Origin of the sequence: Sphingomonas lacunae, assembly GCF_012979535.1 — a bacterium.
In the GTDB taxonomy this organism is placed as follows: domain Bacteria; phylum Pseudomonadota; class Alphaproteobacteria; order Sphingomonadales; family Sphingomonadaceae; genus Sphingopyxis; species Sphingopyxis lacunae.
In genome coordinates this window covers 972888-994680 of the sequence record NZ_CP053015.1, presented here as the reverse complement: position 1 = coordinate 994680, position 21793 = coordinate 972888, and the positions used below count along the sequence as shown (strand labels likewise).

Sequence of the window (21793 nt, the reverse complement as noted above, 5' to 3'; positions counted from 1 at the left end):
GGGAAGGTGCATCGCCACCGGGCACGTCCTTGCTGTCCGGCGTCTCGGGCGCCGGACGGCAATCATCAGCTGGCGTCAGCGTAGAACAGTTCGACGATCAGGAAATCGGCACTGTTCGGCAGGGCGGCCGTGCCGACCGTCGCAATGACGCGCTCGGCGGCGGCCAGCAGGTCATCATCGACCGCTGCGGCATTGCCAAACATCGTCGGCGTGTTCGCGGCGGTAAAGGTTGCGGCCGTCCGGTATTTGCCAGCGGCGGCGGCAGTGCCGATCGCGATGGTCGCCGATGCACCGGCGGTCGCCGACGCGATGAGGACGCCATAGAGAAAGGTGGCGCCGACCGGCAGCTCGCCCAGGACAATCGTGTCGCCCGACGCTTGGCCATCATAATCGATGGTGGCGCGGATCGACTTGACCTTGGCGCGATAGGTGCGGCCATCGAGCAGTGACAGGCCGGCAGTATCCAGCTTGCCATTGGTTTCACGGGAAAATGTCTGTGGCATGATGTTGTTCCTCTTTTGCCGGCAACAGCGGGCAGGATCGCGGGATCGATGCGGTCAGGCGGGTGGGTCACCCCACCCGCCCGCAAATCATCATTCGACGTTTTCGATGTAGCCCACGCCACCCTCGTCGGTGCGGCAGGCATCGAACTGGCGACGGGCATAGACCTGGGCGGAAAAATGCTTCGTCGGCAGCTGATCGACGCTGGTGAAGCTTTCTTCCCACATGCCGCCAAACATGCAGCTCTTGGCCCAGAACGGGTTCTTGCGCCGACTGCTGCCATCGACGGTAAGGCTGGCATTGGTGAAGCGCGGGCTCTGCAATTCGATGACGATCAGGTTGAAACCCATCAGGCGCGACAGCTTGCCCTCGCGGATCTCCATGCCGGTCGCGCCAAAATCGCGCGACGTAGCGGTGACATCGCTGAACAGCTGGCGTTCCTGCTTGGATGTCAGGGCGACATACAGCTCGTCCATGTCGATATCGACATCATTGCCGATCAGGATCTCGCGGGCAGCGGCCAGCTTCTCGACGTTCATGCCGTCGGTTGCGCCCTCGGTATAGGGCACGATGTTGCTGGTATCGAACGGCGTCAGGATCGTGCCCTTCTTGCCGGTCTGCGCCGGGTTGAAAAACCCGCCAATGATCGCGTCATCGGTGCCGCGTGCGATCGCCATGGCGCCGGCCTTGGTATAACCGCCCTCGATGTCGATGCCCGACGCCAGCTTGTCTTCCTTGTCGACCAGGTCGGCATAGAAAATCGGTTCGGGCATCCCGAGCCAGCGGCCGTCGTGCGGCGTGTCGTTATAGGTGGTGTTGGCATGGCGCGTCTGCTTGCGCTGCACATTGACCGCGCCGACAACGTCCTCGATCTTGTGCATTTCGCCCGATACGGTGCGCGTGGTGATCGCCGAAAGCAGCTTCGGCACGCGCTGTTGCAGCGCCATGCGCATGTTGCTGCCATAGGTTTCGCGATGGGTCGCGGTAACAAACTGGGACATGGGTCAATTCCTTCACTGGGATGGGTTCGTTCATCAGAGCGAAGGGCTTGTCAGCCGGGGGCCGGGCCTTTCTGGCGGTAACGCCCGCTTGGGCGACCCCTGTCTGCGGGGCGACGAGTCCGGGCCACATCGGGAAACCTTGGGCTTGTCAGACAAGGGGGCGGTATATCCCTGCGGACCCGCCCCCATTAATACCAATGCTGCCGGCCCACATTTCCCCAACCGGGGACGAGCTTTCCACCACCCGCCTCAGCCGTTGCGACGGCGCTCCTCGTCGGCCGCAATGATCTGGTTGAGCATCGCCATCCGCTCGCGCGACGCCTTGTCGCCAGACATGTATCGCTTGATATGATCCGGGTCGGATTCCAGTCGCTCACGCTCGGCTCGCGCCTCGGCGGGGCTGAGCGAAAACCGTTGCGCCGCACCGCCGCCGATCAGGGCATCCTCGCCCATGCCGGCGCCCAGCTTGTGCATCAACCGCAGCACGCGCGGGGTACCCCATGCGTCCTCCAGCGCGCCAATGTCGTCCGGCGTCAGTTCGAGCATTCGCATCGCCTGATTGGCCTGGGCAATCCGGCTGTCGAAATTGTCACCCCATTCGCGGCGAACCTCGGCAACCCCCTCATTCTTGGCCGCAATCCGGGCCGCTTCGGCGGTCTGCTGTTGCTCCAGGACATAGGCGTTGAATTCATCGACCAAGGGGGCCAGCATCGCTTGCGGCACACCCGCCTCGAACGCCTTTTTGCCGATCCGGCCCGTCAGGTCGGCGTCCAGCTCGTGACCGTCGGGGGCCTTGAACTCATATTTGTCCGGCGCTTCGGGCCGCCCGATCGCCGCATAATAGCGATCGAACACCTCTTGCGGGTCACCTTCCTTCGGCACGACCAGCTTGTCGCCCGACAGATAGCGCCCTTCCAGCTCGCGATAGGATTTCAGCGCGGCGGGCAGGTCGGCAAAACCCTTCTTTTCCGCCCAGCTGCGGTCCTCGTCCGGCAGGCCGGCATACCAGGGATCGCCGCCGCCGCCATTACCCGACCCACCATCGGGAGGCGGAGCACCGTCGCCGCCACCGGACAACAGTGCGGCCGCGCCGCCCGCATCAGCACCACCAGCCCCGGCATCAGCCGGGGGCGCCACGACGGCATCGCCGCCAGCAACAGCTTCACTCATTTTGCACCTCCACATAGGGCGCGATATCCGCGCTATCGATATTCAGGAACGCGAGGATCCTCAGCGCCACTTCGCGCCGCCCTTCGAGCAGCGCGTGCGTGCGGGGATCTGGGTCAAATGTGCTGCTGTTGACCCGGCAAAAACGGTTCAGGTCGGCCAGCACCTTGCGGGCATGGACATGCGGCGTGCCGTCCGGGCCCAGAAAGGTTTCACGGTAATGGTGCGCCCGGCGGGCATTCCACCATCGCTGCACCCGCTCAATGACCGACAGATGGCTTTCATCCGGCATAGGCGGTTTCCTGTGCTCGCGCCGATGCCAGATCCTTCACCGCGCCAGCGGCGGCAGGCAGCGCGGCCAAGACAGACTCTTGCGCCTTTCGCTGTGCGCGATCTTCGCGCTTGGCTGCAACCGCATCTGGCGGTGCCATATACTTCTGCTGCACGGCCAACGCTCTTCCCAACTCGCGCGGGGCGGCTTCAGTGTCGATCACGTCGAACACCTCTTCGCCGACGATATTGGCCAACGGAATCAGTGTCTCGATATAGCGCGAAAAGCCAATGGCTTCCTCGGCCTTGGCCGCCCGCGACAATGGGTTGTCATAGATCACTTTCACCCGCGCGCCGGCTTCGCGCATCTCGGGCGGCATCGGCGGGATATAGCCTGACGACATGCCGATATCGAGCTCGCGCTCGATTTGCGGGCCAAGCCATTCGGCTTCCTGCCGGCTGGCCATCGGGGCCAGCAACATGCCTTGCATGCGGCTGATTTCCAGCACTTCGGTTGCCGTCATGCGGTCCTTGCGGTCAAGGATCAGCGACCAGACCTTTTCCAGGAACGCATCGCGCACGACTTCGCGCTCATTGTTGAGCATGTCCATGCCGATGCCCAGCTGCCCGCCTGTCTGCAACGGAACCACCATTGGGCGGCCGTTGAAGTCAAGGCCGCCGACATTGGCGCCGCCGGGCATTGTTCCTACCCGCGTCAGCACGCCATCTTCCGGCAGCAACAGCGGCGGATCGACCGCCTTGTGCGCCTGTCGCAGCAGCGTTTTCATGATCTCGTTCGCGGTGCGGATGGTGCCCAGCACTTGCAGCGCCGGCGACCGGCCATAGATCTCGCGCGGGCCGGTGACATAGCGCGATACCGTGATCGGCATTGACGAATATCCGCCCTCGCGCACGATGACCTTGTCGGCCATCAGCACATACAGGCTTTCGATCGACAGGCGCCGGAAATCGAGCCGCTCGGGATCGACATCGGCGCGCGGCCGCACGACATGCAGCACGTCAAACTCGCGTGACAACTCATTGCCCTCGACCGCCTTGGCGATCGACGGCGGCAGATTGTCTCTGCCGAACTGTTGCAGGAACTGGCGCACCGTCTGCTTGAACTTGCGGGCCACAGTATCAACCCGCCCCCGGAAATCCTCGGCAATATAGACCTCGGACATGTGCAGGCATTTGTAGAAAATGCCGCGGCCAACCCAATGATCGATCCACAGCGGGCCACAGCCATAGCTACCCAGCGAACGGATATTCATGCCGGCTTCCGGGTCAAACCCGGCCATGGGCGCGTACCGCATGGCAAACAGCTTGTCGTTTGCTTCTTCCAGCCACCGCTGGGCTGCCGGCAAATCGTTCAGCGCCGAATCTGTCGTGATCAGCTGGTGATAGCGTTCGCCGCGCGGGATGATCATGCCGGTATAGGCGGCCTGAAAACGGTTCAGCCCCTCGCTGGCCGTATGGTCAAAAATATCGACACCACGCACACCCCCTTGCGATTTGGTCGAAAACCCGCCTTGGCCCAGCGGGTTGATCCGCTCATCAATTTCGCGCCAGGCCGATTCCCACGGCTGCCGGGCGCTTTCCATCTCGGAAAATCGATGCAGGATGTCGTCAACCTGCTCCGTTGCAGCCATGGGAATCTCCTTTGACGTGGGTCAGGATCAGGAAAAGGCCAGCGATCCGGCCTTGAACTCGACCTGCACATTGGGTTGCAGGGTCATGGCCGCGCCCAGCTCGCACCGCGCGATCGGCGTGGTGCCATCGATCAGCCAGGCATGGGTTACCGACAGCGCACCCGGCAGCCGTGCCGTGCGCGGCACAACCGCACCATCGGTAACAAATCGGCCGCCGCGACGGGTCATTCCTGCCACCGGCGTTGACGGCATCGATGCCGCTGGCGCGGCAACATCGCCAAAGCCGATCGACAGCTCGCCATGGCCGGATGCCAGCCAGTCAGCCAGCTCGGGCAAGTCAGCTGCAACCGGGGCCTTGGGCTTGCGCTGGCGCGGCTTTGCCGCCTTTTTGTCCCCCGTCTCGGCAGCGGCCTTGGCATCCGCTTCGGCTTGCGCATTGGCAAAACCCTTGGCCTTTGCCGCCTCGTCAGCCGCACCCTTGGCTTCGGCTTCGGCCTCAGCGGATGCCACTGCCGGATCGGCAGCAGGATCTGCCGGCGCAGCGTCCGCCGCCGCCACCGCCGTTTCCAGCGGGGTCGGCTCGTCAACAGGCGCCGGATCGGTGGAGGGCGCCGCTGCCGGATCGGTCGCCAGGTCTGTCAGGCCCGGGCCGCCCAGCCCTTCGCTGGCCGGGGCTTCTGTCGTGGTTTTTGCCATCATCGTCTCCATCACTGCCCCAACAGGGCTTTCGCCCCGACCGGGGCAGGTTCGGCACCAGTGGCACCGGTGAACAGGTCAGCCAGGCCACCGCGCCGTTTCAGCATCCGGTCCTCGGCAATCTGGGACATGCGCACATTGTCGCGGGTCGCCACCGGCGTCGGCGCCGGAATCTTGGGCTTTTTGAACACGCCAACCGCCGCACCCAGCGGGGAAACCAGCGCCTTTCCGACTTTTCCGAGAGCCTTCATCGGATCATCCTCACGCAAAAGGGTTGTACTCGCCGACAACTTGGACGCGCGGGCCCGAACCTCGCCGCCCGCCATCAGCCGCAGCGGCGGCCATGCGGCCTTCGCCGCTGGTCACCATCAGATACTGCAAGGCGTCATGGACGTGACTGTATTGGTTCTTCACCGGCTTGTTCTCATATCGGCCATCGCCGCCAGCCAGGGCGGTTCGGCGGAACACATAGCCGCTGTTGAAGCCGCGCCTTAATACCTTGCATTCCGACGACACCAACAGGCCCGGCCGACCGGCCTCAACCAGCCGCGACAGCGGCTTGCGCACCGCTTCCAACCGGACATCCAGCGAATTGTTCGGCACCGGGGCAGGCCTGATCCGCAGGCCCGACGCCTTGGCGGCAATCTGCAACCAGTTGAGCTCGTTACCGCTGCCATCCGTCCCCGCCGCCGCCGCAGGATCGACCGCCGCCCACTCCACCGGGAACCCCGGAAACCGGCTTTGCAACAGGTCAGCCAATGCCTCGCCGAACGCCGTGGGGCCAATGCTGCCCAGCGAACCGTCTTCCTCATCGATGAACACCGCCAGTTCGGCCAGCACCAGTGTCTGGCCAAGCGCGTTGCGCTGGCCTATCACCGCCGCTGGCGTCAGGCCGGCATCCATCCCGATCCGCAGCGGCAGGCCGCGCACCGGGGCCAGCTTGTCGACCACATGCAGACTGTCATTCCACTCGGGATAGACCGGCATACCCGATTTGACCGCACCAAACTGATTGTCGATCAAACGGCGAATTTTATCGGCGCGCATCCCAACTAATTGTTTTGCATAGTATCCTTTGGGCAGGTTGTGCAGATTCTCTGCACCTTTTTCCCGCGCGCCGGGCTGCCGGTAAAAAGCGATCAGCGGTTGATCCTGGCCGATTTCCTCCTCGATCTGTTGGCGAATCTCAGGATCGATGCTCTGGTCGACAAACAGGTCATAGGCCCAATTGTCCTCGTCGGGCGCGTTGAAATCGCAAAAGATCTGCGACACGGCACAACCACCCTCGATCGCCGATGGGTACCGGCCGATACGGCCGATACCGACGTCAACCGCCGATCGCGGCAGCAGGTCGGCCTCGTTGAACCACAGGCCGGTCAGCTCAAGCCCGCGCAGCACATCCTCGACCGCGTGCTCGCCGATGGCGGTAAAGATCATCTCCATGTCGATTTCATGGTAACCCCGCAGGCCCTTGGTCCCGGCGGTCATCGTGAAATTATGCGTTCTGGGGCTACCCCAGCTCCATTTGCCCATCGTCGCCGGAAACCATTGGTGCCAGCTCTTGATCACCGTGCGGTCAAGGTTCGGATAGGTGTCGCGCACCACGGCGATCCGGCATTTCTTGACGTGGCAGCCGCGCTGGGGATCCCATACGGCATTTTGCCAGCTGGCCAGCTTGACACAATGGGCGATGCTCGCCACTGTCTTGCCCGCGCCCACCGGCCCCATGATGCCGGCGATCACCGCGCGGCTTTCCATGAACGCCCCTGCAACCGGCCCTACCGGTTTCATGACCCGCTCGACCCCGCTCATATCCCCGACCCCACTACAGGCCGACGAAATTTCGCGGCTCCTGAACCGGTCAAGAGGGTCGGGGCGGGCCCGAAGGGCCGGCAAAAAATTCCGAACCGCGCGTGCGCGACCCGGAGAGGGATTGGGATCGACCGGCTGGGGGGGGCCGGGGGGGTCGGTTGCAAACCGACCAGGGCGGCGAGGCCGTGAAGCTGCGAAAGCTTACGACTCCCCGCCAAAAAGCGAGATTTTGCAAGGCATTGCGCCCAGCGTTCCGACAATGTCATTCCGAATGCCCTTCTTCTGCCTCGTCAAACCCACGCTTTTCCGCCATTTCTACCCCATCGTCGGGCATCGGTGCGAATGCCAGCATCGGCTCGATCGCCGCGCCCTCGATCAGGCCGCCGTCCATCGCCCCGCCCTGCTCCAGGACGAGCGACATGTGCCCGCCGTGGTGCATGTTGACCTCGACCGGCTTCTTGCCCTCGACATAGGGCAACAACTCCGCCGCCGCGCGGATCTGCATCCCCATGGCCGCTTCCATCGAGCAGCCCAGCTCCTTTGCCAGCACTTCGGTTGGTCGCCCCTGTATCCGCGCCAGCGTGACCCCCGGATGCGGCCCGAATTGCAGGATGTAGCGGCTGAATTCCTCGGTCCTGCGATTCTTGGCCCCCTTTGGCCTGCCACCGCGCCCGCGCCGCCGATGCTCGCGCACCGCCTCGCCGACGTCACAGCCCAGCTCCATCTGGATCGCGACGATCTCGCTGGCGTCGGGCAGCGCATGGTGCGCATCGCTCTCGGTCAGGTCGATCGGCAGCGCCACCTGCTCGCCGGCCGACGCCGCCTGGACGGCCTCGAACTCGTCCCGCAGCTCGCGCATCGCGTCGCCCGAAAATTTCTCCACACCGCCCGTCCCCGACACTGCTTTTTCCCTCTATTTTATTGAAAATGGCGGATTTCAGCCGTTTTGGCTGATCGAAAGGTGCGCCCGGTTACCGGTCGCCACAGGCGGTAACCGCCCGGTAACCGCTTTCGGTAACTGCTAAAGCCCTGATTTAGATGGATATTTATACAAGTTACCGAGGTTACCTGTATGTTTGTATCCCTATACGTGCGTGCGCGTGCGCGTGTGCGCATGTGTATTACACGCGCGCGAAGGCGGTAACCGTGGTAACCGGCGCAATTGTCCTGCAATTTCAGATGGTTGTCGGTTACCTGTCCGGTTACCGATGCGGTTACCGGGTTACCCCCCGGCCCGTTTGTCGGGCGATCAACGCCGCTGCACCCCTTATTTGCCGCAAAGGGGCGGGGGTGCAAGTCAAAAAAATAAAGAGGGGGAAAGGATCGAGGCGGCAGGGGCCGGGGCGCGGCCGCTGATCGATCGGCGCCAGGGCGAAGGAGAGAGCAGAAGGACGCGGCCGTACCGCGCCAGGCTATCGCCTGCCGCTGGCCGCGAGACGCCGCATGGCGTCTCGTCCAAACCGAAAGCGCCGACGCCGCATGGCGCGTCCGCCACCCCGCTGGTGCACCACCCGCTTGACAAGTCAGTTTGTGCAGACTATCTGCACAAACTAGCCGCTGGCAACGGGCCGGGGCGATCGTCAGAAAGGACGCGCAATCATGGTTGATCTCGCTCATCATTGGCAACGGCACACGGCAACGCATCACGTCGCCTACAACAGCGCCGGCGAAGTCATCGGCGCTCTGTCTTGGAGCACGGGCGGCTTTTGGAGCTGGCTTGAACGCGGCACCGGCGCCCATGAATATCGCATCAGGGGCGAACTGGCGCATGCCAAGCGCGAAGCGGAAAAGAGCATGGCAGCCATGCGACCGACGGCCAAGGAATCGCAGCTGATCGCCCTGCGCGCCGCCGCACCGCTGCGCCCGATGGGCGACGCGGGCCGGCACAGCAGCGACGTCATCGGCCTGCCCCTGTTTGAGCCCACATTGCTCTGATCGCGTCACCCGCCACGGGTTCGGGGCCTCGGCAGCAATGCCGGGGCCCTTTGCTTGTGTGGCCGCCGTCATGCCCGGCCTGCCCGTCGCCGACGGCCAGGGCTGCGCAATCTCGCCGGCACCATGCCATTGGGGATGGCAAAGCGGTGCACCTTGCCGCTGTCGCGGATGGTGATGGTCAACACGGCGGGAATGCGCTCAGGCCGCAAGCTTTGCCGCTCGCAATCCGGGCATAGGGGCGATCGCTCCACCCAATGGCCGACCTCATGGCCGCAATCATGAAACAGGCCAACACGTTCAGCTTTGGCTCGCGCCGACAGATTTGCTTTGTCTTGGCGGTTTACCCACGCCTGCATTTCCAGCGGCGTTGCCTTGCACTCCGGGCAGCAACGGCCGCGCTGCCTCGGCCCCTTCCAGCCGCATCTGCAAACTGGCTGGCTCACTCCACCAGCTCCCGGTCGGCCCGCGCCCATTCGTCGGCGTCTTGCTCGATCGCCACTTCCAGCGGCACCAGCGTGGCTTTCATCGTCGTGCCGGCCATCTTGATGGTGTAATTGGCCATGGCGCCGGATATGCGCTTCAATGCCTGCGCCCAGACGCCCTCGGCACCCGATCGGCCTTGCCAGTGCGTGCCCTCATAGATCCGGGCAAGCCCCTGATGCCGGCTGGCGACCGCCAGATAGTGCCGGCCCGGCGTCATGCCTTTCAGATTGCTGGCGACCCGCACGCCGATCCGGGCCAGCGCCTCGGCCGCCGCCCGCTGCCGCACCACTTCGTCACCGGGCAACTCGCCGGGTTTCAGGCCGCTCGTCGCCTGCAACAGCCATTCGGAAACCAGCCGCTGCGTGCCGCCACGTTCCAGCATGACCGGATAGGTCATAAGATGTTGCAGGCACGACATCTTGTCATCTTCCGCGCCTGCCGTCTCGGCCATCACCGACACGTTCAGCATCGCGCCCCAGCTGCGCAGCGATTCGGCATGGGGCAGCCCGTCCTCGATGACCAGGTGCGCCGCAGCCAACAATGTGCCGAACTGGTCGGCCGCGCGGCCGCCCTGCCCGCCTTCATCGATCAATGCGTCGCGATAGGCTTCCAATATCTTGGGCCACTCGTGCCACCGGTCGGCAATCACGCGGGATATTTGCGCGCCCAGCTCACGGAACACCGGCATGGTGAACTCGGTTTTGCTGCGCTGCCCCGCCTGCAATTCGCCCAGCTCGAGCAAGGCCATGCGGCTGCGGTCCTGCGGCAACATCGGCGGGGTATAGATGGAACTGAACAGGAACGCGCTCGTCGCCTGGAACTGGTGACCTTGGTGGTCCTGCCCGCCACGCGCCACAATGCCGCCGCTCGCCGCCTGTCGCGCCAGGTTGAGCAGCGCCTGCAATTTGCGGTTGTCCTCGCTCGCCTCGGCCTCGTCCACTGCGACCGGCAGGCTCTGCTGCCCCAATATCTGGCGAATGCCCGCCTCGGTCGCGTCGGTTGTCTGCAACAGCGCGCCGTCAAACGTCCATTTGACCAGCTTTTGCAGGGTCGATTTGCCGGTCGCCTTGTCCCCGGTGATCCACGCCATCGGCCGCCACTCGATGGCCGCGCCCATGCGCGCTGCGACAATCCAGCCCAGCAACAATATCGGGTCCAGCGATGGCCGCGCCCAATTCCATGTCCGAAAATAATTCAGCATCTGATGCCCAGGGCCCAGCTCGTCGATGGAAACCGGGTCGGGGTGCGGCTTGGGCAGCGCCGGCGCGGCGGGATAGACCTTTCCCTCATACATCCCCGGTTTCAGCCACCGGCCATGCATCAGGACATGGGTGCCCAGATGCAGGATCAGGCTGCCGTCATCGGCCGTCCAGGCACCACGGCCGCGCACCCGCTCCTGGGCGTTCCACACGCCCCGGGTTGCCGCCGCATCCATCAACAGCATCGACACATCATCGGTGCGCCAGCCGGTGACGATCCATTCCTCGACCTCGTCGCCATGCTCGTCCTTGCGCTTGACCATTTTCTTGCGCGGCCATTGGTCAAACAGATAATCACAATCGGGGGCGAACATGCCCAGGATATGCTTGTTGGCCACCTTGTCGGCCGTCAGGCCGCGCAGCTCGCCCAGCGTCGTCAGGAAATAGAACATGCCGCCTTCGGTACCCAGCGCCGTCACCGGGCATCCCTCGGGCAGCCACTTGCCCTTGCGCGCACCCCGGTCGCCGTCGCCATCGCCGCCGCTTTCGGCGGGGGGAACATCGATGCCGGGTTCATGCGCCCGGTCCAGCGCGGCCGCGACCAAAGACAAATCACTCATGCGGCTTTCCCTCCCCGGGCTTCATCACTGCGGATGCCCCGCACCAGATCGTTAAGGTCCTTGAATCCCGGTGGCGGCGGCGCGATCAGCACCGTCCGCCCCTTGGCGCGGTGCGCCGCGATCGCCCGGTTCAGCTGCTTGTCTGCCGGGCTGCCCTTCGGGTCATTTTGCGCCAGGATGATCAACCGCCCCATCTGCGGCGGCAGCTCCAGCTCGCCCAGGTTCGACAGCGATATGAAACAGATGACCCGCTGCGACGGGTCGGCACAGGCGGCGGTCAGGCCATCCTCTATGCCCTCGCTGGCATAAATGTCGGTGCCCTTGGGCACGTCGCGCAATGGCGCGCGGTGCGTCCCCTTCCACAGCGGGATATGCGCCCCGGCATACAGGCCCATCACCTTTTTCGGGTCATTCGGCCTGCCCTCGGCATCACAGCCAATCTCGTCGGCCCCGGCCTTGCCGCTGCCATCGCGCTTCAACCAGGTGCGGTGCGTCGCGACATGCTCGCCCGACAACAGCGTGCAGCACGCGACCATCGCCGGCGCTTCCGGCCCCTGATATCCGTACATCAGCCGGGGGTGAAACCGCAGCGACCCCGGCGCGCGGCCCAGCCGCCGCAGGTCGATCGCCCGGTTCAGCAAATAGGTTTCGGCCAGCGTGCCGGGGATCGGCACCGCCTGCTGCCAGCGCGATCGCGCCGACGCCGCCCGGTTGCGCCGTTCCTTTTCGGCCTCGGCCGCCTTGGCCTCGCGGAACGCCGCCGCCTCGATGCGGAACCGCTCGATCGACGGCGCATCGACATGGTCGATGCCCAGCCAGCTCTTGGCCCATTGCACCGCCTTGCCCAGGTCACCGCGAAACAGCACGGCGGCGATCAGTTTCAGGCAGTCGCCACCCTCACCGGCGGCAAAGTCGCGCCACCATCCCTGCTTGGATCCGCGCAACGACACGCGCAGGCTCTGGCCCTTTTCGCCATGGATGGATCCGACGCACCATTCCTTGCCGTCCTTGCGCCCGCCCGGCAACAGCTCGCGCGCCAGCTGCTCGACCCGGTCTTTCAGCATCGCCTCGATTTCGGACACGGCCATGGGGATGCTCACGCAACCAACCCCTCGCCGGCGCCATCATCGTCCAGTGTCGCCGTGCCGAACCGCCAGGGGTAAATGGCGCGCATCCGGTCAATGAACCGGATATTGGCCATCGCCGCGTCGCGCGCCGCCTGCCCATCCTCTGGCGTGTGATAGATTTTGGTGATCTGCCGCACGGTCGACAGCGCCATGCCCAGCTGCCGCGCGATATCGCGGTTGGACAGGCCCTTGTCCCACAGGTCCATCACCCGCGCCTCGCTCGGCACCAGCCCATGGCCGATCAGCTCGTCCGTGCGCGCCGGCACCGCTCAGGCCGCCTCTTGCCACGCCGGTTCGTGGAAATGGCCGGGCTCCAGCCCCGGCACCACGGCGCACACCCGGGGCATCATCCGTCGGTTGGGGATCCGCGCACCGCGTTCCCAGTCCAGCCAGGCGACGCGCGATGATGGTACCAGATGCGCCACCTCGGCCAGCGATCGCTCGCCGCGCCATGCCCGCATCAACTGTCCGGCTCTGTTCTGCATGCCCCCCTTGTAAGTGAAATGCTTACATTTTGACAAGGGGGCGTTAGCAGTCCATGATTAGCGGCATGAGCGCCGATGTCCTATTATTCGCCATTATGGCGGAATATCCCAATCGCATTCGTGAAATCCGGCTTGGCCGGGGCTGGTCGCAGGACCGGCTGGCCGAAGCTGTCGGCTGTTCAAAAGTTCAGATCAGCGGCCTTGAAAGAGGAAAACCACGCCTCGATACCGAATGGATGCGGCGGATTGCCGATGCTCTCGGTGTAACGCCCGCCGATTTACTGTCGTCGGCAGACAATCCGTTGCAACTCACCGCCGATGAACGGCGTCTATTGGCGAATTACCGCAATGCCCCGCCCGAACAGCGCGACAATGTCTTGCGCGTGACTGAGGCGTTGAGCGGTTTTGGTCATTTTGAACCGACCCGCCGCACCGGCTGACCCGCGCCAGGCGCACCCCAGCCAGACGAAACGTTGCTCTTTCGCGACGACCCGATTTTGCCAGGCATCATCGCCGGCAGCACCAGCCGTTCGCGCTCTGCGCACGGCTTTTTGGCCAAAACTCCCGCTTTTTCGTGCAACTCGTCGCAAATCTGTTCTGCTTGTGTTTGCATAAGTAAGCGAAACGAGAATTTTTTCTCTTGACCTTGTAAGCGATTTGCGAACAAAAGGGCCGTACAGCAACGGAGGCCCTGATGGCACACGCACATTCCACTCCCCAGCTCAGGCCGCTTCCCGGCCTTGCGCTGCCGCAATTCACTTATTCCCTGTCGGACATTCAGGTCCGGCTGGGCCAGATGGACCGCTCGACCCGCTGGCTCCTCTCCTATGTCGCCAAACTGATCGATGGCCATGGCTTCCCGGCACCGCTGCCGCTGCAACATGGCGACACGGTCGACACCATGCCCCGCGTCAAAAGCCGCTGGCCCGCCGCTGCGGTCGATTACTGGTTTGATGTCCAGCTGCCACAGGGCGGCGGCACCACCGCCCGCGCCGAACGCGCCGCTGCGGAGGATCTGGATGCCCGCGCCGCCGCCATCGGCCTGCGCACCATCAAGGGGGGCCGGTCATGACCGCCGCCCTGCCCTGGATCAGCGCCGCCCTCTGGGCCGTCCTGCTTGTCCTGTGCGGCCGCAGCATCTGGCGCGACCTCACCCGCCCCCGGCGCACCTTTTCCCGCGATTGGAGGATCATTCCATGACCCGCCGCCTCGCCCCGCTCGCTGATCGCGACGCCAGCGCGGCCGAACGCTGGCGCATCGTCGCCGCGCTGGCCCTGTCGGGTATCATGAGCGCTGCCGGCTGCCTCTGGGCCATGGCCCACTGATCATGAATCCGCCGTCTTGTCTCTCGGGCGGGATGGAAATGGCTGGCCGCTCCCCTCTCGCGGCCAACCTCTGGCGGGGGCGGTTGCCATTCACCACCCCCGCCAGCCTCACCTTTCAACGATGGATCCTGTCATGACCGCCAGTCCCACCGTCATAGATCCCGCCGCGCTCGCCTGCGAGCGGGAAAGGCCAGAAAACACCGCGCTCGCCTGCGAGCGGGAAAGGCCAGAAAACACCGCACTCGCCTGCGAGCGGGAAAGGCCAGAAAACACCGCGCTCGCCTGCGAGCGGGAAAGGCCAGAAAACACCGCGCTCGCCTGCGAGCGGGAAAGGCCCGACTTCATCACCGCGCGCCTGCACCAGCTGCTGCGCGAAAACTTCGGCCTGCGCTGCCCGGTTCTGGTGACAGAGGAAGACTGGTACCGCCCGCTCGGCAGCTTCCCCGGCATCATCGAAACCGATCTGGTCAATTTTGATATCGGCATCGAACGCGCCTTTGGCATCGCCTTCACACTGGCAGACTTCGCCATGCTCGAACGCGCCGGACTGGCCGACTATGTCGCCCGCGTCCGCACCATCCTGCACCAACACTACAGCTTCACCAGCCTCACCTTACCCGTCGCTTGGGCCAACCGCGACCCCATTGCTCTGGCCCCCGGAGGCGACGGCCCACTGGCGGGCGATCCGGTCCCCCATACCGATCGCCCGCCCCTTTCTGCCGGGAGGACTGCGGCATGAGTGATACAGATATCTTCGTCGCGCCAATGATGCGCGCCGTTACGGGCATTGTTGCTGAATCCGAAGGCGCAGTTTCCACATTGCCGGTCGGCTTTCAAGGTCTCGTGGTCAGTGAAACTGAAATTCCGACTTACGGATTGTGCATGGTCATTGGCGTTCATCGCAAAGATGGAAGCTCAACATTGTGCGTAATTCCACCTGAGCAAAGGGATTTGCTGAACGATATTCTGGCGAACCCCGGCGCAGCGGAACGTGGGGCGGGCCGCGCATGACCCCCGCCGCCATTGCCCTGGGCTCGCTGCTCTCCGGCCTGCTGTTCATCGGCGCGGCCGTCGCCTCCATCGTCATCATCACTGGCACCACCTTTGCCGACGTCGCGCTGGCCTGGCGCACCTGGCTGCAACGGAGGAAAAAATGACCGCACATGCCATTCTCACCGCACAACAGGTCGATGAACAGGAAGGCATCCGCCGCCTGCTCGCCGCCGGCTGGCATCAATGCAGCGACGGCAAAATGTGCCCGCCGGTCGATGTGATCGAAATGGATGGCTGCGCCCCACCCTCCGGCGCAACGCCACTGTGCAGCTGCAACCAGCATCACGGTGGTTTGCCCGGAGGTGCAGCATGAGCCGCCCCGCAACCGAATGGCGCACCGAAGGCGATATCGAGGTGCTCTACATGGGCGAGGTCGAGATCGGGCGCGCCATGGCCACCGGCGGAAAGAAGAACTCGCCGCGCTGGCTCTTCACCCTCAACCGGCAGGCCATCGAATGGATCAGCGTCCGGACGATCGAAGGCGCCAAGACCTGTGTCGAAGCCACCTTCGACCTCTGGCTGCAAAAGGCAGGCATCGCATGACTGACCGCCCCATCCTCTTCTCCGCCCCCATGGTCCGCGCCCTGATTGAAGGCAGCAAGACCCAGACACGGCGGATGTTGAAGCTCCGCCGTCACAAGCAATTCAGTGAATTCGGGCCAAGCGACACACCTGGTTATGACTGGCACTTTCGCCGCGCCGATGGCTGCTGGTGCGATCATCGCCAGTCCGATTTGCCGCTGCCCTACGCCATCGGCGACCGCCTTTGGGTCAAGGAAACTTGGCGCACCCACCGGCGATGGGATGCAGAACAGCCAAGCGCAATTGATGCAACGCGTGTCTGGCATGAAGCCGACGAGCGCGACAACTGCGACCAGCACGGAAAAGTTCGCCCCGCCATCTACATGCCCCGCTGGGCCAGCCGCTTGACCCTCACCGTCACCGATGTTCGGGTGCAGCGGTTGCAGGACATCAGCGAAGCGGACGCCATTGCCGAGGGGGTGAAAAGCTCCAGTAATGGCAGCGGCGTCGTCCCTGACGGGTACTGGATGGACTATTCCGTCGAGCAAGGCCGCATTTGGGTCCGAAACCCGATCAAGAGCTACGCCACCCTCTGGAACAGCATCCATGGGCGAGGTGCATGGCAAGCCAACCCATGGGTCACCGCGATCAGCTTTGACGTTGAGCAGCGGAACATCGACGCATGACCGCCCAGCACCACCCTGCCGGCCAGCCGCTGGCCATCTTCACCCGCGCCTTTGAATCGGTCATTCGCGTCCGGCTCGATCAGCAACAGGCCCATGGCCACACGCTCGATCAGGATGTGCAGGCCGGGGCGCACCGGCTGATCGACATGGCGCATGGCGCCACCTTGCGCGCCGCCCGCCGCATGGCCGACGCCGCGCGGGATCATCAGCAAATGGCACTGGATCAGACCATCGGCAGCATCGATGCGCTCACTGATCGCGACATTCACGTCATCTACGCCCGGCTGGCCAAGTCCGCCGCCCTCACCATCGCCGCCATGGACGTCCTCGACGCCCTGCGCGCCACCCGTCAGGAGAAAAGCAATGCCGTTTGAAGCACTGGATTATGTCGGACCAACCGTCACCCCGAAAGCCAAGGCGGTCCCGATCGACGGCGTCCGCGTCACCGCGCAGCGGCTGGGCTTGAAGGTGCGGGGCAATGAGCCACAGAAATTCGTGCGCTACATCCGTATCGATATCGGCAAGAAACTGGCCAAGGACATGGCCCTGCATGGGCAACAGCTGCTCTGTTCGGTCCTGTTCGGCATAGGCACCGATGCCGGCAAGATCAGGATCGCCGTGGACGCCACCGCAGGTCGCTTCACTGCCAAGGCGAACAAGAAGGGCGAATGGTTCCTGACCATTAACGAGGCAACCGCCGACGGCCTGTTCGCCCTTGAATTTCCCACCTTTTGCGTGCTCGACATCCGCCCACATTGCTCTGATCGCCAACCCCCATCGATCACGTTCAGCGCCTCGGCCGAAATGCTGGAAGCCGACTGATGATGCCCCTCACCGATGCCGCGCTCGCCTGCGAGCGGGAAAGGCCGGACCACAATTTTCCACCGCAACAGGAGCAAGCAGCATGAATAGCATCCACGACTGGACCGCCCGCCGTTCGGGCGAAGGCATCACGATCGACGGCCGCACCGCCGATGGTTCAAAGATCAAGCTTCGCTATGTCCGCAGCATCGAATCCGACATGCCGGATCCCATCGCCACCACCATGGATGGCATCCGCTACCTGCTCTCGTGCCAACCCTGTCCGGCAGGCCGCGCCAGCGACGCTGAATCCCCCGCCGCCAAAGCAGCCTGACGCACAGCAGGGGCGGCGGTCGAAGTGGGTTCACCGCCGCCCCTGTTTAATTTTCCGACCCACATTTGAGGTGAACCATGCTCTCAAGATTAAATTGGCGATATGGGTGGCGGATCAACGAACTCGCCGCTCGGCTTGGCCGTCGCTTGATCCGCTGGTCGCAACGCGACTGCAACAGCCTACTACATGCACGAGATGAATGGGCGCTGTCTTTCCCCGGCGACTGCGAGATGCAGCGGCAAATGGGCGAACATGTGCTGGATATGGTGGCCATGTTCAGCGCCGAAGGACACAGCGGCGGTAGCGCCAGCTACGCCCTTCACTACATCAATGCCGCGTTGCGCTTTGAGCCCTTTTCGCCGTTGACCGGCGCCGATCATGAATGGAACGATTTGGGGGGCGGCCGATGGCAGAACAGGCGGTGCAGCCGCGTTTTCAAGGATCCCGACGGCCGCGCCTATGACATCGAGGGCAAGGTCTTTGAGGATGCGACAGGCCGGTACACGTCGCAAGACAGCCGGGTCTATGTCACCTTCCCCTATGTGCCGCACACCGAAATCGTCGCGGTCTGATTTCGCCATGCCCGCCGTGATCCACGACCTGTTTCAGATGCTCAATTGGTACGCCTGCGGTGCGATCTTCGGCGGCGCATGGATGGCCGTCTATCAGCGCCCTGCCACCGTCGTCCTGGTCAAGCATCGCCTCTGGGACAAGCTCGAAGCCATCGCCCAAGACTTGCACAGCAAAGCCAGATTTGTCGGCAGCTCGGAAGAAAACGGATCCTTCATCATCCAACACAGCGGCACCGTCGAAACCGACCAGGGTGCGCTGACCATCATCATCCAAAAATCCACCGGAAAGGTCGATCATGACTGACACATCCATCCTGACATCCGCACCCCAAGATGTCTGTCCCAGAGTGCAGGCTATTGCTGAACAATTCCGCCTGTGGACCCGGCGCTATACCCGCTCTATGTTTGGCAACTTTGCCAACATCACACTGGCAGAACACAATGCCGAAGCCGCTGTATTGGAAGAGGCAAATTTTCCGATCTGGGCAGGCAATGCGAGTGAAAAACCCATAACAGGGTGGAACCCGATTTACTTTAACATGGATTCGGGAGACATCATGGGTTTCTATTGTCGCGCCGATGCTGTCGGCGATGACACTTGGCAGCAAGTCTTCAACTTCCTGCATAGCGCACTGCCCTACGCCTATGAAAGCGCCGAAGGTATTGGCGTCAAAGAGCCGGTCTGTCTCATTTCCATCTTGGGCACCTTTGGCCCTGCCATTGAACAGCCGATCCATGATCTTGTGCTTGAGCTGCTGGCCGCATCCCGTCTCGGCGGCATTCGGCTCCAAGCTTATGTCACTGCAAGCGCGGAGGGAGACGACCTGCCCGAACCACGCGAGGAATTTGCTCCGCTCGATACAGCTGACGGACGATTTGAGGAGGCGTCATTTGATTTCTGCTCCCTTGACGCGGAACACGCCACTGCATGCTGGGGCATCAGTTTTTCCGGAAACGGTTGGGATGAACTGGTCACTCTGATCCAGGAGCGCAGCGAGGCAGCAAGCAATCTGTTGAAGCATGGCTCTGCCGCCAACGCGGAGACAACCCCATGACTGACAATTCGTCACGCCCGAACAGGGACAATATCCCGGTTACCGTCCTTTTCGGCGGGCCGACCGGGAAACCGAGCTCTTACCGATCAACCACCGGCAAGGAGCGCGCCAGACTTGCACGCGAAAAGCGGAATCCCTCAAATGACTGACACCACCCCCATCCGCGCCTGCCGCTTCTGCGGCTGCACCGAACAGCGGGCCTGCGTCACCAATGGGGAGGCGTGCCACTGGACCGGGCCGGACATTTGCAGCGCCTGCACCGTCACCCGCAACGGCCTCACCTTCCTGCCGATCGAGCCCGCCGCCCAGGACGGCCGCAACTACATCGTCATGGATGATCAGGCGACGCTCTACCGCGCCGCATGGCTCGATGGCCAATGGGTCTATCCGCGACAGGGCTTTGAACAGCCCATGGCGATCGAGCGCACACCCACCCACTATCACCCTCGCCGCGATTGACACCGCGCCCGGTCGGGCGCACCATCCCCGGCGCGCTGGCAATTGGCCGGCGCGCCCCTCACCAGACCAGGAGGAACAGGCCCATGGCCGCTGATTCCGTTTTGACCCCACAGGAAATCGAACGTGCCGCCCTCGTCCGCGCGGCGGCGGAGCTGATCGGCTATCGCGCGCTGGCGGAGAAACTCGATATCGGGGAACGCACCATCTACGCCCTCGCTGCGGGCAAACGCCGCTGCCGCGAATCACTGCTGGCCGATGTCCGCACCGAACTGATCGCCCACCGCCAACGCGTCGGCGCCCTCGTGCGCATCATCGCCGATCATCTGGGGACAGAGGCATGACCGATTTTTCATATGATACCAGCCTGTCAGCAGCAAATGCTCCGGCTGGCCGGACCTGCCCTCACTGCTCAAACCGGGTTGCCGCGCCGGAATTGAACGGGGCGGGCGGGGACTTCTGGCGATGCACCGCAACGCCGGTCCTGCCCGCCTTTGGTGGTTTCTGGCTTCGCTATCCAGAGGGTATGCCGATGAACATTGCCCTCTTTGATCCGGCCAGCTCATATGCCGCAGCGCTCAACGCCCGGGCGTGCCCGCTCTTCACTCCGAGGGCCGAATCATGAAACTCTCGGTCAAGGGCCTGCGGGCCAAACCCTGCGCCAGCGGCATCCGCTTTTTCTGGGAACCCAACGCCGCCGAACGGCGGGCCAAATGGACGGCGCTGCCGCTGGGCACGGATCTCGCGGCAGCGGTCAAGGCGGCCGAGGCGCGCAATGCCGAGATAGAGCAATGGCGCATGGGCGGGGCGCGGCCGCGTGCCGTCAGCCGCTTCACCGCGCCGCGCACCTTTGGCAGCATCATCGCCCGCTACCGGGCAGAGGAGCTGCCCCGCAAGGCCAAGAGCACCCAGCGCGTCAACAAGGTCGCGCTCGATCGGCTCGATCAATGGGCTGGGGATAAACCGACCATCTACATCACGCGCGCCCGCGTCCGCGTGCTGCGCGATGCGCTGGTCAAAAACCTGTCGGCCGATCCCGCGTTCAAAACGCTGAAGGTCGGGCGGGAGGTGTGCGCATGGGCCAAGCGACAGGAGCTGATGGCCGACAATCCCTTTGTGGAATTCGGGCTGGCCGCACCGCCGCCCCGGCACCAGATATGGGAAGCCGACGCCATCGCCGCCTTTGACGCGGCTGCGATCGCCCTTGGTCGACCGGCCATCGCCTTCGCCCTGCACCTGGCCGAATGCATCGGCCAGCGGGAGGCCGACCTGCTGAAACTCACCAGCAACCAGTGGCGGGAGGTTCTCGGGCTGGATCCCGCGACGGCCGCCGCCCTGTCGCATGATGACGGGCCGAACGCGGGGCAGGTCATGGGCTTCTCGATTCGGCAGGGCAAGACCAGCCGCTGGGTCGGCGTGCCCGTCGCCGGCGACATGCGCCGCCGCGTCGAGGCGGTGATTGCCGCCAATGCTGAACGCGCCAAGCGCCCCGGCGCTGTCGCCGTCGCCAACCTGATTATCAATGATCGCACCGGCCTGCCCTACAGCGAACGCCATTTCATCCGGGATTTCGCCGCCGTCCGCACCGCCGCGATCGCCACCACCGAACAGGCCGGCCAGACAGATCTGGCAAAGACGCTGGCCACCCTGCAATTCCGCGACCTGCGCCGCACCTGCGTCGTCCGCCTGGGCGAGCTGGGGCTGGAGGATCCGCTGATCGCCGCGATCACCGGGCACAAGCTCGAAACGATCAAGAAGATCCTCGAAGTCTATATGCCCCGCACCACCAAAATGGCCGCCCGCGCCATCGTCGCCCGCATGGAAAATACGCCACCGAGTCGGAATTCCGACAAGAATAAAGTCGGAACAGGCGACTAACACACCGGCCAAAATGGCGGAAAACCTTGGAGCGGGTGAAGGGAATCGAACCCTCGTCGTAAGCTTGGGAAGCTTCTGCTCTACCATTGAGCTACACCCGCCCGTCGCTCCCCGCTTCGCGCCTCACCGACGCCATGTCAAGCCACCGATCAGCCACGCCGGG

Annotated in this window: 35 protein-coding genes and 1 tRNA gene; 21 read left to right on the top strand and 15 right to left on the bottom strand. The window is 63.8% G+C overall.

Features of this window, described 5'->3' with window-relative positions:
• Positions 1-65: 65 nt before the first annotated feature.
• The 9 genes from GV829_RS04635 to GV829_RS04595 all read right to left on the bottom strand — a co-directional run bounded on the left by GV829_RS04635 (position 66) and on the right by GV829_RS04595 (position 8000).
• Positions 66-503 carry a hypothetical protein gene (locus tag GV829_RS04635; RefSeq protein ID WP_169944303.1) on the bottom strand — a complete coding sequence of 146 codons (438 nt, stop codon included), beginning with the start codon at positions 501-503 and terminating at the stop codon, positions 66-68.
• 90 nt (positions 504-593) lie between these two features.
• On the bottom strand, positions 594-1502 hold the full coding sequence (locus GV829_RS04630) for a phage capsid protein (protein ID WP_169944301.1): 909 nt from the start codon (positions 1500-1502) through the stop codon (positions 594-596).
• Between the two features lie 249 nt (positions 1503-1751).
• On the bottom strand, positions 1752-2672 hold the full coding sequence (locus GV829_RS04625; RefSeq protein WP_169944299.1) for a hypothetical protein: 921 nt from the start codon (positions 2670-2672) through the stop codon (positions 1752-1754).
• Positions 2665-2961 carry a Bbp19 family protein gene (locus GV829_RS04620; protein ID WP_169944297.1) on the bottom strand — a complete coding sequence of 99 codons (297 nt, stop codon included), beginning with the start codon at positions 2959-2961 and terminating at the stop codon, positions 2665-2667. The genes GV829_RS04625 and GV829_RS04620 overlap by 8 nt, the downstream gene beginning before the upstream one ends.
• Positions 2951-4591, bottom strand: a complete 1641-nt coding sequence (locus GV829_RS04615) for a portal protein (RefSeq protein ID WP_169944295.1) — start codon at positions 4589-4591, stop codon at positions 2951-2953. Before GV829_RS04615 ends, GV829_RS04620 begins: the two co-directional genes overlap by 11 nt.
• A gap of 27 nt (positions 4592-4618) precedes the next feature.
• Positions 4619-5290, bottom strand: coding sequence for a hypothetical protein (locus tag GV829_RS04610; RefSeq protein ID WP_169944293.1), 672 nt, complete (start codon positions 5288-5290; stop codon positions 4619-4621).
• Between the two features lie 8 nt (positions 5291-5298).
• Positions 5299-5538 (bottom strand): hypothetical protein, encoded by a 240-nt coding sequence (locus GV829_RS04605; protein ID WP_169944291.1) that lies wholly within the window; start codon positions 5536-5538, stop codon positions 5299-5301.
• A 10-nt stretch (positions 5539-5548) separates the two neighbouring features.
• The gene (locus GV829_RS04600) at positions 5549-7099 is read right to left on the bottom strand and encodes a hypothetical protein (RefSeq protein WP_169944289.1); all 1551 of its coding nucleotides are present in this window, start codon (positions 7097-7099) and stop codon (positions 5549-5551) included.
• 262 nt (positions 7100-7361) lie between these two features.
• The gene (locus GV829_RS04595) at positions 7362-8000 is read right to left on the bottom strand and encodes a hypothetical protein (protein WP_169944287.1); all 639 of its coding nucleotides are present in this window, start codon (positions 7998-8000) and stop codon (positions 7362-7364) included.
• Between the two features lie 698 nt (positions 8001-8698).
• Here GV829_RS04595 and GV829_RS04590 point away from each other — a divergent pair.
• Positions 8699-9034, top strand: a complete 336-nt coding sequence (locus GV829_RS04590) for a hypothetical protein (RefSeq protein ID WP_169944284.1) — start codon at positions 8699-8701, stop codon at positions 9032-9034.
• Positions 9035-9102: 68 nt separating this feature from the next.
• On the opposite strand, the gene GV829_RS04585 is transcribed toward GV829_RS04590, so the two are convergent.
• From GV829_RS04585 to GV829_RS04565, 5 genes are all read right to left on the bottom strand, one after another.
• On the bottom strand, positions 9103-9243 hold the full coding sequence (locus GV829_RS04585) for a hypothetical protein (RefSeq protein ID WP_169944282.1): 141 nt from the start codon (positions 9241-9243) through the stop codon (positions 9103-9105).
• Between the two features lie 230 nt (positions 9244-9473).
• Positions 9474-11336, bottom strand: a complete 1863-nt coding sequence (locus GV829_RS04580; RefSeq protein ID WP_169944280.1) for a hypothetical protein — start codon at positions 11334-11336, stop codon at positions 9474-9476.
• Positions 11333-12436: a DUF7146 domain-containing protein gene (locus GV829_RS04575; protein ID WP_169944278.1), complete on the bottom strand. Its 1104-nt coding sequence runs from the start codon at positions 12434-12436 to the stop codon at positions 11333-11335. Before GV829_RS04575 ends, GV829_RS04580 begins: the two co-directional genes overlap by 4 nt.
• Positions 12433-12729 carry a helix-turn-helix domain-containing protein gene (locus GV829_RS04570; protein WP_169944276.1) on the bottom strand — a complete coding sequence of 99 codons (297 nt, stop codon included), beginning with the start codon at positions 12727-12729 and terminating at the stop codon, positions 12433-12435. The genes GV829_RS04575 and GV829_RS04570 overlap by 4 nt, the downstream gene beginning before the upstream one ends.
• A gap of 3 nt (positions 12730-12732) precedes the next feature.
• Positions 12733-12948 carry a hypothetical protein gene (locus tag GV829_RS04565; protein WP_169944274.1) on the bottom strand — a complete coding sequence of 72 codons (216 nt, stop codon included), beginning with the start codon at positions 12946-12948 and terminating at the stop codon, positions 12733-12735.
• Between the two features lie 65 nt (positions 12949-13013).
• Here GV829_RS04565 and GV829_RS04560 point away from each other — a divergent pair, with 65 nt between their 5' ends.
• From GV829_RS04560 to GV829_RS04475, 20 genes are all read left to right on the top strand, one after another.
• On the top strand, positions 13014-13388 hold the full coding sequence (locus GV829_RS04560; protein ID WP_169944273.1) for a helix-turn-helix domain-containing protein: 375 nt from the start codon (positions 13014-13016) through the stop codon (positions 13386-13388).
• A 254-nt stretch (positions 13389-13642) separates the two neighbouring features.
• A complete protein-coding gene (locus tag GV829_RS04555; protein WP_169944271.1) occupies positions 13643-14020 on the top strand; it encodes a hypothetical protein in 378 nt (125 codons plus the stop codon).
• The gene (locus tag GV829_RS14360; RefSeq protein ID WP_281356178.1) at positions 14017-14148 is read left to right on the top strand and encodes a hypothetical protein; all 132 of its coding nucleotides are present in this window, start codon (positions 14017-14019) and stop codon (positions 14146-14148) included. The genes GV829_RS04555 and GV829_RS14360 overlap by 4 nt, the downstream gene beginning before the upstream one ends.
• Positions 14145-14273 (top strand): hypothetical protein, encoded by a 129-nt coding sequence (locus GV829_RS14355; protein ID WP_281356177.1) that lies wholly within the window; start codon positions 14145-14147, stop codon positions 14271-14273. Before GV829_RS14360 ends, GV829_RS14355 begins: the two co-directional genes overlap by 4 nt.
• Positions 14274-14406: 133 nt before the next feature.
• Positions 14407-15012, top strand: coding sequence for a hypothetical protein (locus tag GV829_RS04550; RefSeq protein WP_169944269.1), 606 nt, complete (start codon positions 14407-14409; stop codon positions 15010-15012).
• The gene (locus GV829_RS04545; RefSeq protein WP_169944267.1) at positions 15009-15284 is read left to right on the top strand and encodes a hypothetical protein; all 276 of its coding nucleotides are present in this window, start codon (positions 15009-15011) and stop codon (positions 15282-15284) included. Before GV829_RS04550 ends, GV829_RS04545 begins: the two co-directional genes overlap by 4 nt.
• Entirely contained in the window at positions 15281-15430 is a 150-nt protein-coding gene (locus GV829_RS04540; protein ID WP_169944265.1) for a hypothetical protein, read from the top strand. Before GV829_RS04545 ends, GV829_RS04540 begins: the two co-directional genes overlap by 4 nt.
• On the top strand, positions 15427-15639 hold the full coding sequence (locus GV829_RS04535) for a hypothetical protein (RefSeq protein ID WP_169944263.1): 213 nt from the start codon (positions 15427-15429) through the stop codon (positions 15637-15639). The genes GV829_RS04540 and GV829_RS04535 overlap by 4 nt, the downstream gene beginning before the upstream one ends.
• The gene (locus GV829_RS04530; RefSeq protein WP_169944261.1) at positions 15636-15869 is read left to right on the top strand and encodes a hypothetical protein; all 234 of its coding nucleotides are present in this window, start codon (positions 15636-15638) and stop codon (positions 15867-15869) included. Before GV829_RS04535 ends, GV829_RS04530 begins: the two co-directional genes overlap by 4 nt.
• Positions 15866-16534 carry a hypothetical protein gene (locus GV829_RS04525; protein ID WP_169944259.1) on the top strand — a complete coding sequence of 223 codons (669 nt, stop codon included), beginning with the start codon at positions 15866-15868 and terminating at the stop codon, positions 16532-16534. The genes GV829_RS04530 and GV829_RS04525 overlap by 4 nt, the downstream gene beginning before the upstream one ends.
• On the top strand, positions 16531-16908 hold the full coding sequence (locus GV829_RS04520; protein ID WP_169944258.1) for a hypothetical protein: 378 nt from the start codon (positions 16531-16533) through the stop codon (positions 16906-16908). The genes GV829_RS04525 and GV829_RS04520 overlap by 4 nt, the downstream gene beginning before the upstream one ends.
• Positions 16898-17356, top strand: coding sequence for a hypothetical protein (locus GV829_RS04515; RefSeq protein WP_169944256.1), 459 nt, complete (start codon positions 16898-16900; stop codon positions 17354-17356). Before GV829_RS04520 ends, GV829_RS04515 begins: the two co-directional genes overlap by 11 nt.
• Positions 17357-17438: 82 nt before the next feature.
• Positions 17439-17669, top strand: coding sequence for a hypothetical protein (locus tag GV829_RS04510; RefSeq protein WP_169944254.1), 231 nt, complete (start codon positions 17439-17441; stop codon positions 17667-17669).
• Between the two features lie 77 nt (positions 17670-17746).
• A complete protein-coding gene (locus GV829_RS04505; RefSeq protein WP_169944252.1) occupies positions 17747-18241 on the top strand; it encodes a hypothetical protein in 495 nt (164 codons plus the stop codon).
• Positions 18242-18248: 7 nt separating this feature from the next.
• Complete coding sequence (locus GV829_RS04500; protein ID WP_169944250.1) at positions 18249-18545, top strand: hypothetical protein; 297 nt, start codon at positions 18249-18251, stop codon at positions 18543-18545.
• On the top strand, positions 18538-19296 hold the full coding sequence (locus GV829_RS04495; RefSeq protein WP_169944247.1) for a hypothetical protein: 759 nt from the start codon (positions 18538-18540) through the stop codon (positions 19294-19296). Before GV829_RS04500 ends, GV829_RS04495 begins: the two co-directional genes overlap by 8 nt.
• Positions 19297-19437: 141 nt before the next feature.
• Complete coding sequence (locus GV829_RS04490) at positions 19438-19755, top strand: hypothetical protein (RefSeq protein WP_169944245.1); 318 nt, start codon at positions 19438-19440, stop codon at positions 19753-19755.
• A gap of 83 nt (positions 19756-19838) precedes the next feature.
• On the top strand, positions 19839-20096 hold the full coding sequence (locus GV829_RS04485) for a hypothetical protein (RefSeq protein WP_169944242.1): 258 nt from the start codon (positions 19839-19841) through the stop codon (positions 20094-20096).
• Entirely contained in the window at positions 20093-20377 is a 285-nt protein-coding gene (locus GV829_RS04480) for a hypothetical protein (RefSeq protein ID WP_169944239.1), read from the top strand. The genes GV829_RS04485 and GV829_RS04480 overlap by 4 nt, the downstream gene beginning before the upstream one ends.
• The gene (locus GV829_RS04475) at positions 20374-21630 is read left to right on the top strand and encodes a site-specific integrase (protein ID WP_169944236.1); all 1257 of its coding nucleotides are present in this window, start codon (positions 20374-20376) and stop codon (positions 21628-21630) included. Before GV829_RS04480 ends, GV829_RS04475 begins: the two co-directional genes overlap by 4 nt.
• A gap of 27 nt (positions 21631-21657) precedes the next feature.
• Here GV829_RS04475 and GV829_RS04470 read toward each other — a convergent pair.
• Positions 21658-21731 (bottom strand) — tRNA-Gly (locus GV829_RS04470).
• Positions 21732-21793: the final 62 nt, after the last annotated feature.